This is a genomic window from Pirellulales bacterium (genome assembly GCA_035546535.1).
Classification (GTDB): domain Bacteria; phylum Planctomycetota; class Planctomycetia; order Pirellulales; family JACPPG01; genus JACPPG01.
The window spans coordinates 1-10,454 of record DASZWQ010000051.1; the positions used below are offsets into that span (position 1 = coordinate 1).

The window sequence follows — 10,454 nt, forward strand, 5'->3', positions numbered from 1 at the left end:
CCCCGTGGTGTCGAAAGCCCCGCCGGCAATCGGAGTTGAACCCTGCAACGTCGCTACAAGTGACCGGAAGTCGACATATCCGAGAAGTTCGGCGATGCCGAAGTCGGGCGGCACGTTTGCCTGTTGAAAGACCAGGCCGAAATTGGCGAAACCACTCCCCGGGTTAAAGGGGAGACCACCAGGCGATTCGACTCCGCCACCGCTACCCGGCTTTTGCGGAGTGCTGTTCACGGTAATGGCAGCACCGCTCTCAAAGGTCACAACACCGCCTAGGTTCGTAACATTGATATGTCCACCTAGGTCGATCGTGTCGGACCCGAACGACTGAGGAAAAGATATTGAGTTGCCGTCATCGAATAACTCTGCTGAAAGCACCGAGTGGAACAAGAAATATTCCCCGCCGCTTGCCCAAGCATTCTCGGCCGAGAGAGCGAGTGACAATAGCGCCGCAATGCAGAAAAGTGCCGGCCCACAAAGTCGCCCAAGTGCGCCCCATCTGTAAAGAGGCGGAAAGCCTGCCTTAATATATGGGACCGAAGCAAATAACCGCGGCACAGCGGTGGCGCAACATTCGATGAAGTGCATGAGTTGCCACAATACAAAGAGTGCGGAGGACGCAATCGAGAAGTAACGCGACTTGATTTTGCGTTGGCTAGCGTTCTCCGGGGGGCAACTCAGTGATGTGGAGTCTAACTCGCAAGGAAGGGATTACAAGCAGTTCCCCCGTCAAACCGCCCCGCCGTCCGAAGTGGCACCAAGATCTCGGCAATCGTTTCATGTCCGGAATTCGAATTCTGGCCTGGTATTCCCTTACGTGGCCGGCGCCCTGCCGTGTGGCTTGACCCTGCGCACAGCGCGTGTTATCCCACGTGGCGTGAAATACGAGCCGCTCCTGCACATCGTTCTCTTTCAGCCCGAGATTCCCCATAACACCGGGAGCGTCGGTCGCACGTGCGTTGCCGCCGGGGCGAAGCTGTGGCTCGTCCGCCCACTCGGCTTCCGGTTGGACGATTACTACCTGCGCCGCGCGGGCCTGGACTATTGGCCCCATCTCGAGTGGGAAGCGGTCGACGATTGGCAAGCGCTGTGCGCCAAGCTGCCGGCGAGCGAAGGGTACTATTACTTCACCAAAACCGCCGCGCGCAGCTACACGACGGTCAACTATCAAGTGGGGGACGTGCTCGTCTTCGGCAGCGAATCGCAAGGCTTGCCGGCGAGTATCCTGGAACCGAACCGCGAGCGCGCCTTGCGCATCCCAATCCGGCCGGCGGCGCGCAGCTTGAACCTGTCGAATTCCGTCGCCATCGTCACGTTCGAGGCACGCCGGCAATGGGAACACAAGGGCGCGCGGCCGCTGCCGGGCGAGGCCGGAGATAGCTAAGTCCACGCCGTCAATTGCATCAAAACACCAACAGAAGAAATCGTCATGCCTTCGATCACCGCCGACAAACTGACCGATTTCGCCGCCGCGCTTTTGACGGCCGGAGGGCTCAGCCGGGACGAAGCCGCGCTCGTGGCGCGCAGCCTGGTGGCCGCCAACCTCCGCGGCCACGATTCGCACGGTGTCATGCGCGTGCCGTATTACCTCGACCAGGTTGCCAAGGGCGAACTACGGCCGGGCGCGACGATGACCATCTTGAACGAGTCCCCTGCCCTGCTCATGGCCGATGGCCACTGGGGATTCGGCCAGTCGCTCGCCCGCGACTTGACGAGCCACCTGATCGCCAAAGCGCGGAAATCGGCCGTCTGTGTCGGCACGTTGATCCACAGCGGCCACATCGGCCGCTTGGGTGAATATTGCGAGCAAGCCGCGGATGCTGGCATGGTCTCGCTGGTGATGGTCAACACGCATGGGGCCGCGCGACGCGTCGCGCCCGTCGGCGGCACGGCGCCACGGCTGGGAACGAATCCTTTGGCCTTCGGCGTGCCGAGCGAACAGGGAACACTCGTTCTCGACTTCGGCACAAGCGCCACGGCCGAAGGCAAGGTGCGGGTGAAGAAGATCGCCGGCCAGACGTGCCCCGACGGTTGGTTGCTCGATGCCGAAGGCCACCCGACGAACGATCCCAATACGCTCTACGGCAATCCGCCCGGCACGATTCGCCCGATGGGAGGGGATCAGGCGTATAAAGGTTTCGGCCTGGCGCTGATGATCGAGGTGCTGGCCGGCGCCCTTTCGCGCGGCGTGACGATTCGTGAAAAGCCGATCAACCAGCTCGGCAACTGCGTGTTCATGTTGGTGATGGCGCCCGACCGTATGTGTGGCGACGAACATTTTGGCGCCGAGGTCGCGCAATTGGTCGAGTTCGTGCGCGGTTGCCCGCGCGCCGCAGGAGTCGACGCGATTCAACTCCCGGGCGATCCTGAACGTCGCGTGCTCGCAACCCGCCAGGCGACTGGTATTCCGCTCGACGACGGTAACTGGCGAGCGCTCGTGGACCTGGCGGCGAAGTTGAACGTCCCCTGCCCTGTCTAGTTTCGATTGCTTACTTTGCACTCTCGCGTAAAGGGACATGCCTGGTGCTATGAACCGTGCGACTCTCAAGTTCCTGTTGCTACACGCTCTACTCATGGCGATGCCGCCAGGCGCTCGCGCCGCCGAAACGCAAGTGCGCCAGCCGGAATTCCTCGAGCAATACGCCGCGACCTACCGCTTCAGCCTCGGCCGGCCGGCTGGCATCCAGATCACGCGCGCCGGTGATGCGGTGCTGTTTTTGCGATCCGGGCCGCGCAGTTTCGTGCGCGACCTGTACGAATTTGACGTCGCCAAAGGGACCGAACGGCTGCTGGCCTCGGCCGACAAACTATTGGCCGGCTCGCAGGAAGAGTTGAGCGATGAAGAAAAAGCCCGCCGCGAGCGAATGCGTCTGGCCGCGAAGGGAATCGCGTCGTTCGAGTTGTCGCACGATGGGCGTCGGCTGCTCATCCCGCTGTCGGGCCGGCTGTTTCTTGTCGAGCGGGCGACCGGCGCCGCCCGCGAATTGAGTAGCGCGTCAGGCGGCGCGATCGACGCGCGGTTTTCGCCCGACGGGCGCCGCGTGGCGTACGTCCGCGGCGGCGAGCTCTTCGTACTCGATATCGAATCCGGCGAAAGTCGCGCTTTGACCCACGGCGCGACCGAAACATTGACGTTTGGCCTCGCCGAGTTCGTCGCGCAGGAGGAAATGGGGCGCATGCACGGCTATTGGTGGTCGCCCGACAGTCAATCGATCGTCTTTCAAGAGACCGACACGAGCGAGGTCGAAACGCTATACATCGCCGACCCGGCCCATCCCGAGCGCCCCGCGCAAAGCTGGCGCTACCCGCGCCCCGGCAAGAACAACGCCCGCGTGCGCTTGGGCATCGTGCCGGCCAGCGGCGGCGAACCGCGCTGGATCAACTGGGACCGCGAGGCATTTCCCTACCTGGCCGCCGTGGAATGGGACGAGGGCGGTCCGCCGCTGGTGCTCGTGCAAAATCGGGAGCAAACCGTCGAACGACTGCTGGCCGCCGATCCAGCCACCGGCGCCACGCGCGAGCTTCTCACCGAAAAGGACGACGCCTGGCTGAATCTCGACGTCGGCCTGCCACGCTGGCTTCCCTCGGGCGAAGGTTTTCTCTGGTCGAGCGAACGATCGGGCAACTGGCAGCTCGAGCTGCGCGCGCCCGATGGTGCGCTCGTGCGACCATTGACCACAACCGAGCTGAACTATCGCCACGTGCTCGGTTTCGACAAAGGAACCAACCGCGTGCTGATCGCCGCCGGCGCCGAACCCACGGAGAGCCACGTCTATTGCCTCGGTCTCTCAGCCGACGCCGCGCCCGTAAAACTAACGACGACGCCGGGCGTACACGCGGCGGTCGTGGCCGAGGAAAACGGCGCATACGTGCTGACGACACAAACGCTCGACGCAGATCCAAAATCAACCGTCCACGCGCGCGACGGCCGGCAACTTGGTACACTAAAAAGCGTGGCCGAGACGACGCCGCTGCCGCCGCGCGTCGAGCTGACGACCGTCGGCACCAGCCCGACCCTGCACGCGGCGATCATCCGGCCGAGCGGTTTCGATGCCGAGCGAAAACATCCGGTCCTCGTCAGTGTCTACGGCGGTCCACACTCACAAACCGTCCTCGCGGCGCGCGGCCGATACCTGCTCGATCAATGGCTGGCCGAGCAGGGCTTCATCGTCGTCTCGATCGACGGACGGGGCACGCCGGCGCGCGGCCGCGCTTGGGAACGAGCGATCCGCGGCAACCTGATTGATGTGCCGCTTGCGGACCAGGTGGCCGGCCTGCGCGCGCTGGCGGCGAAGTATCCGCAGCTTGACCTCGAGCGCGTCGGCATTTACGGTTGGTCGTTCGGCGGCTATTTCACGGCCATGGCCGTGATGCGCGAGCCGGACGTTTTTCAAGTCGGCGTGGCCGGGGCGCCGGTCACCGACTGGCGCGACTACGACACGCATTACACCGAACGCTATCTCGGCCTGCCCGGCAAGAACGAGCGCGGCTACGAGGCCAGCTCCGTTCTGACCTATGCGGCCCAGTTGCGGCAACCGCTTTTGCTGGTCCACGGTACCGCGGACGACAATGTCTATTTCCTGCACAGCATACGATTGGCCGACGCGCTGTTTCGCGCGCGGCGCGACTTCGAGTTTCTGCCCCTCTCGGGCCTGACGCATATGGTTCCCGACCCGGTGGTCACACGCAGCCTTTACACGCGGATCGCCGAACACTTTCTAAAACATCTCGGGCCGACCGATTGGTGACATTTTGCATGGTCGCTATCAAAATGGGCGCGGCCAGCCGGCTCGACAGTCGCTATGATTGGTACGCCCGGTTGATCAGCCGGACGATTCTGCCGCGGGTCCCTTCCAACAACGAACAACAGGAAATCCTCGCATGGCCATTTCCGTTCAGCAGAAGGACGCCATCGACAAGTGGTTCAAGGACCATAACCTGGCGCCCAAGTGCGGCTTGTGCGGCGGCTCGACGTGGAAGCGCGATATCGTGGCCGTGATGCGATCGACCGATCCCAGCAATGCCGGCGGCGGCATCATGGCGACCGGGCCAGGCTTATTGCGTATGCTGCGGCTGACCTGCCCGAATTGCGCCGGCGTGCTCTTGATCGACGCCGGACCTCTGGGGATTTAGTTTTCCGAGGCGCCTGCGGCGCCTCTCGCTTAACAGTCGAAACGCGCTGAATCCCCGGTGTGGCGAAGCATGCAATCCTCGACGTGCACGCTAGAAACGGCCGATGGCGTGAGCCTGCACACGTATCGTTGGCTGCCCGACGGCGCGCCGCGGGCAAGCGTGCAGATCGTGCACGGCTGGGCCGAGCACGCGGCCCGCTACGCCCGGCTGGCCGAGGCATTATGCGAGAGCGGATTGGCCGTCTACGCCCACGACCTGCGCGGCCATGGCCACACGGCACGCTCCGAGGCCGAGCTCGGTTTCTTTGCCGAGCGTGACGGCTGGGAACGTTGCGTGGATGATCTGTCATGCATTCACCAACACATCGCCGCGGCGCAGCCGGGCTTGCCGCATCTTCTGCTCGCTCATTCGCTCGGCTCTTTCATGGCCCAGCACTTTATCAGCGAGCATGGCGACCGGTTCGCGGGGGTCGCTCTCTCGGGCACCAGCGGGCGGCCGCCGGCGATCGCCCGGCCGGGCGTGCTACTAGCGCGGTTCGAGCGCTTCCGCGCCGGGCCGCATGGCAAAAGCAAGATCCTGCACAAGATGTTTTTCGAAGACCAGAACCGCTTGTTCGCCCCGGCCCGCACGTCGTTCGATTGGCTATCGCGCGACGCGGCCGAAGTCGACAAGTACATCGCCGACCCGCTGTGCGGCTTTCCTTCGCAGGTGCAGGCGTACCTCGACGTGCTGCACGGCCTGTTCGAAATAGCGCGGCCCGCGCGGCAAGCGAGAATTCCCAAGACGCTGCCGCTCTACATCTTCCACGGCAGCCGCGACCCGGTGGCGGCCAACGTGCGGCAGTTACTCACGGCCTACCGCGCCGCCGGCCTGCAAAACGTGAGCTACAAGGCCTACGCCGACGCACGGCACGAAACCCTCAACGAAACGAACCGTGCGGAAGTGACGCGCGACCTGATCACCTGGTTCGAAGGCGTGCTAAAAGAGTCGTCTCGGCTGACGGTGAACTGCCGTGGCCGATAGCGCGGCAACGCGTCTTTACTCGCTGGTTTCGCCCTTGGCGTCGACACCTTCGGCAGGCAGTTCGGCGGGCGCGCCAGGCGAGGATTCGGCGTCAGGGTCGACCGGCAGCGTGACAACCGGCTTCACGTTCTTGCTGAAGCGCGGGTCGAACGAATCGTCGATCCGGCGCACGAACTCGAAATCGTGCGGATAGTCCACCGCGAAGAAGCGCATCGGCTCGGGCGAATCGTCTTCGCTCGCGCCGTTTTCGTTCGTAAAGCTCAGGATCGCCGCCGTCACCTTGTCGGCCAGGTCGGGAGCCAGGTTGTAGACGTGGCCGATCGTCAGCCGGGGAATGATCTCCGACTGATAGATCATGTGGTATTGCGAAGGCTCGAGCGTTCCCTTCTTGAGCATGCTCTGCACCTTGTCGTCCGACACCGCGGCCACTTCGAACTTCCCTTCGACCAGGCCCAAGAGCGATCGCTTTTGACCGTGCGAAAAGTTCAGCGAGTAATCGACGTCGGGCCGCATGCCGGTGTCTTGCGCCAAAATGGCAATCGCGGCGCGATAGCCGGTGATCGAGTCGGGCGCGGTGCAGGTGAGCGTGCGGCCGCGCAGGTCGGCGAGCGACTTGATCGGGCTGTTCTCGCCCACGACGATATCGAGCCGGTTGCCGTGCGCGCCTGACTCCGACCCGAAAACGGCCACGGGCACGAAACCAGCGTTATTGACCACATATGGCGTATCGGCTGCGTGCAGGGCGACGAGCTGAACGTTGCCTGCCTTCACGGCCGCAACGTCATCGGCCGTGTTGCGATATTCTTCGAGCACGATCGTTTTGCCCGTCGCTTGCTCGAGATGCGTTTGCAAATCCTTCCAGGCCACGATCTGCTGGTCGACGTCCAGATCGGCGTCGATGTAATGGGCGAGTACCAGCGTGTCGGGATTGAGCCACTTTTCGGGATCAGCCGGCGCGTCGGCCAGCAGCCCGCCATCCTTATCCTGATAGCCGGCGGCCAGTTTTTTGTGCACGGTCTGGCCGAGGCCATGCTTCGCGACCAGCCGCTCTTCGGTCGCTCGTAGCGCGGCCCGATCCTGCACGGCGTGGAACGCGGAGATCGCCGTCATGCCCAGCACCGCGGCCAGAAGCAGGTACAGCCCCGTGCGCAATAGCGCTGGCAAGGGACTATTCGAAGGCGAAGCGTTCTGCATAAATCCTCCGCGTGCCGCCTGAGCGCCGTTGCGCGTAAGACGGTGAGGCCGAAAATCGAAAATCCTGGTCGAGCCTGGCACTACGGCTAGGTGGGAACCACCGGCCTGCCATCCCTCATCCCGCAAGCCAGACACGATAGCGGCGTCACGTTAGAATTTGATGAGGGATTTGCGAGGTTGTGCGTCTTTGAACCCTGGTCCAATGCCCATGACCCCGCCCACCCGCCGACGATGGTTGCAGTTCAGTCTGGGGACGATGCTTGTCGCCGTGACCGCATTTGCCGTGTTTCTCGCTTATCACGTTAATTGGATTCGACAGCGGCGGGACTTTTTGAGGGAGCTGGAATCACTGGACCTATCACAACCGGCAGCGGCACTAAAATACGACGACGAGTATCTGCGTTATTGGAGGGAAGCAAGCCCAGCAATCGAATTCGACTACATGAGAACTAGGTTTCCGTGGCCTCTGCGATTACTCGGCGAGCCGCGCATGGCGGTGATTTACGTCCCTGAGGAGGCAGAGCAAAGCGTAAGGGCGCGAGCCGCGCAGCTCTTTCCCGAGGCCATCGTGACCGAACACCTGTGATCCCGAACGCCGGACCCAAACACACTAAACGGCCGCTACCAGTATCATTAGAGCGTTGGCAATCATTCAGCCTGGTCAATTGAACGCAGGATCTACAAATCCGGTGCTAGTCAGTTCCCCTAACTTCAGCATGTCCCCGCTATCGAAACCAACAACCACGCCAATCTGCGGCGCGGTGGGGTCAACGAGCCGCGTGGTCTGGTCTCGTAATAGTGACCGCGCTGCGAGCGCGCCGAACGCCAAGCAAAGCGGCCACTCGGCATCATTGCCCAGCCCGAAATCGGTCCCGTACGCAATTTCGTAGATCGCGCGCAAGGAGCTGGAGTCGGCGAACGCCTCTTTCGGGTAATGACGCTGCCCGGTCCACAGCCAGCCGAGTTCCGGGTCTTCCGGTACATACTGCGAAACTGCGCCAACATACATATCTGCCCAAACCATGTCGCCCTTGCACGGGTTGCAAAGGCCAATCCACAATCCCTGGATCGAAAATGGCGCGGGCCGGTTTTTGAAGACTCGTGGTATCCATGACCTGAGCGCGGCAACATCGCCATTGTAATCGAGTTCCGAGAATCGGGACCAATCTGCGTGGGGAACGTCGCGTGAGCAGATGTCGATGACTTCACACATGCACGCGCTCACCGGGAGGTTACAAGTGGCCAACTCCGCAATTCTGGTAAAGATTGCCGAATGGTTCAGTTGCATAACGTTGCCTATGGCAAGGGACGGTGTTGCCTTGAGCTTGCACGGACGAGAACGCAATTGTAACGACGTCGCTGGCGCATTGCGTTCGCTAATGGAATTTCACTGCGTTTTAACGGAAGATTTTCCTAAACCCCAGATAAAAATGGCGCAATTCTCATGATTCCATCCACCCGACTGTCAAAGGTTGCAGTTTGGCATTCCCACGGTGCTCGCGCTGACCGCGATGTTTGCCATTTGGCTGGGACGGGAAGTGAAGTTCGTGCGCGAGCGAAAGGCATTCTTGAAATGGGTCGACGACACAGGTGGCGCTTACGGTCCCAAAGTTATTGACAGCGGACACCCGAGTCAGGCGGCCGTCCCATTCTGGCGCAGATGGCTTGGGGATTTTGGCGTCGTCGCGATCGGCCTCGGGAAGGGCTACGAAACCGATTACAAAAGAGCCAACGATGCGAGGCGGTTGTTCCCCGAGGCACACGTATTTCCCGAGAATTCACCCAGATGACCGCCCCCTCACGCCATCGCTGGATCGCGTTCGGCCTGGCAATAGCCGGTGTCCTGGTCGCAATAGCGGCATTTCTGCTGCTTGATGAGTTGGCTTTCATTCGGGGGCGCAAGCTGCGTTTGGTCGAGATCTATACAAACCGCTGGAGCAACGCCGCTCACAGCCCCTTTAAGATCACACCGCCGCCGCCCGCGGAATGGGCGCAGATTCCTTTCTGGCGACGGATGCTTGGCGATGCGCCGGTCGACTATGTCGTGCTCGGAGCCGGTCACACCGGCGAGGATGCCGCGAAAGTTCGCCAATGGTTCCCCGAGGCGCGCCTTTACAAGCAAACACGCGCCGGCCTGCTCGAGTTCACCGATTGAAGAGGTGCTGGACGCGATAACCTGGGCGCCGATCTGTTGCGCCGGTTATTCCCGCCCAGCGTCATTGCCCGCGGCGCCGTTCGTCGCGCCCTTGGCCGGCGCTGGCTCGGCGGCTTTCTTGGCCACGTTCGCCGAACGATCTTCCTTCGGGTCGATCGACGTGTAGAAGCCGAACATCATTTCTTCCCACGTCTGCTCGCCGAAGCGGACCGTCTCGGTCGGGTCGGGGTTGGCCAGGTTTTCGGCCGAGTTGTCGAAGTGGGCCGTACACTCCATCTTCGTCCCCTTGGGAATCAGCTTCGGCTCGGCCAGGTAGTAGCGCAGCTGCCAGTTGAAGTCGTAGTTCGGCACGTCCAGCAGCACTTCCTGCGTGCCGTCGGGATACTGCACTTCGAACTTGAAGCTCTTGCCGCGCAGGTGCATGTGCGGCATCAGGCTCAAGAGCATCGTGTCCTTCAGAAAGCGGTGCCTTGCCTTGACTTCGAAGTTGCCCTCGCCCGGCGGAATCTGGAACGACAGGTCGCCGACCATGCCGTCGCGCAAGGTCTTCTTCACGTCTTTCGGATCGGCGAATTTGAACCCGACCGCGCTGCGATCGGCCTGCGCGACGCCGTTGGGCGTGTAGTGCAATTGGAAAACCAGCTTCGAGCCTGCCGGAACGAAGACGGCCGTGCCCGGCGGATTCACGTGCGGCGGGGTGCCGGGCGCGTAGCCGGCCAGTCCACCGCGACCTCCCATATCGTCATCCCCCTCGCGTCGAGGAAAGACAATGATGTGGTGTACGACGCTGCGGTTGCTCGGCCGGCACTCGCTGGCCTGCACCCACTTGTCCTCGGTCCAGCCGGGATCGACGGTGAAGAACTGGTATTCGACCGTCCCCTCGGCGGGAACCTGGAAGGGTTCGTCTTGCATGTAGACGATCTGGTCCGGCTGGCCGATTTGCCAACCTTCG

The 10,454-nt window shown here is 62.3% G+C and carries 12 protein-coding genes; 8 read left to right on the forward strand and 4 right to left on the reverse strand.

Features of this window, described 5'->3' with window-relative positions; translation table 11 throughout:
* On the reverse strand, positions 1-387 hold a 387-nt coding region (locus VHD36_06795; protein ID HVU87009.1), incomplete at its 3' end, for a hypothetical protein.
* Positions 388-874: 487 nt separating this feature from the next.
* On the opposite strand from VHD36_06795, the gene VHD36_06800 reads away from it, so the two are divergent.
* From VHD36_06800 to VHD36_06820, 5 genes are all read left to right on the forward strand, one after another.
* Entirely contained in the window at positions 875-1,381 is a 507-nt protein-coding gene (locus tag VHD36_06800; GenBank protein ID HVU87010.1) for a tRNA (cytidine(34)-2'-O)-methyltransferase, read from the forward strand.
* Positions 1,382-1,426: 45 nt separating this feature from the next.
* Positions 1,427-2,476: an Ldh family oxidoreductase gene (locus VHD36_06805; protein HVU87011.1), complete on the forward strand. Its 1,050-nt coding sequence runs from the start codon at positions 1,427-1,429 to the stop codon at positions 2,474-2,476.
* A gap of 49 nt (positions 2,477-2,525) precedes the next feature.
* Entirely contained in the window at positions 2,526-4,745 is a 2,220-nt protein-coding gene (locus VHD36_06810) for a DPP IV N-terminal domain-containing protein (protein HVU87012.1), read from the forward strand.
* A gap of 133 nt (positions 4,746-4,878) precedes the next feature.
* Complete coding sequence (locus VHD36_06815) at positions 4,879-5,130, forward strand: hypothetical protein (GenBank protein ID HVU87013.1); 252 nt, start codon at positions 4,879-4,881, stop codon at positions 5,128-5,130.
* 69 nt (positions 5,131-5,199) lie between these two features.
* The gene (locus VHD36_06820) at positions 5,200-6,153 is read left to right on the forward strand and encodes an alpha/beta hydrolase (GenBank protein ID HVU87014.1); all 954 of its coding nucleotides are present in this window, start codon (positions 5,200-5,202) and stop codon (positions 6,151-6,153) included.
* Between the two features lie 15 nt (positions 6,154-6,168).
* Here the strand turns inward: VHD36_06820 and VHD36_06825 are convergent, their stop codons facing one another.
* Positions 6,169-7,347 carry a PhnD/SsuA/transferrin family substrate-binding protein gene (locus VHD36_06825; GenBank protein ID HVU87015.1) on the reverse strand — a complete coding sequence of 393 codons (1,179 nt, stop codon included), beginning with the start codon at positions 7,345-7,347 and terminating at the stop codon, positions 6,169-6,171.
* Between the two features lie 442 nt (positions 7,348-7,789).
* Between VHD36_06825 and VHD36_06830 the strand changes: the two genes are divergently transcribed.
* Positions 7,790-7,933 (forward strand): hypothetical protein, encoded by a 144-nt coding sequence (locus tag VHD36_06830; GenBank protein ID HVU87016.1) that lies wholly within the window; start codon positions 7,790-7,792, stop codon positions 7,931-7,933.
* Between the two features lie 75 nt (positions 7,934-8,008).
* On the opposite strand, the gene VHD36_06835 is transcribed toward VHD36_06830, so the two are convergent.
* Positions 8,009-8,560, reverse strand: coding sequence for a hypothetical protein (locus VHD36_06835; GenBank protein HVU87017.1), 552 nt, complete (start codon positions 8,558-8,560; stop codon positions 8,009-8,011).
* Positions 8,561-8,819: 259 nt separating this feature from the next.
* Between VHD36_06835 and VHD36_06840 the strand changes: the two genes are divergently transcribed.
* Together VHD36_06840 and VHD36_06845 are read left to right on the forward strand one after the other, a co-directional pair.
* Entirely contained in the window at positions 8,820-9,137 is a 318-nt protein-coding gene (locus VHD36_06840; GenBank protein ID HVU87018.1) for a hypothetical protein, read from the forward strand.
* The gene (locus VHD36_06845) at positions 9,134-9,502 is read left to right on the forward strand and encodes a hypothetical protein (GenBank protein ID HVU87019.1); all 369 of its coding nucleotides are present in this window, start codon (positions 9,134-9,136) and stop codon (positions 9,500-9,502) included. The genes VHD36_06840 and VHD36_06845 overlap by 4 nt, the downstream gene beginning before the upstream one ends.
* 45 nt (positions 9,503-9,547) lie before the next feature.
* Here VHD36_06845 and VHD36_06850 read toward each other — a convergent pair.
* The coding region (locus VHD36_06850) for an alkyl hydroperoxide reductase (GenBank protein HVU87020.1) at positions 9,548-10,454 on the reverse strand (907 nt) is incomplete at its 5' end.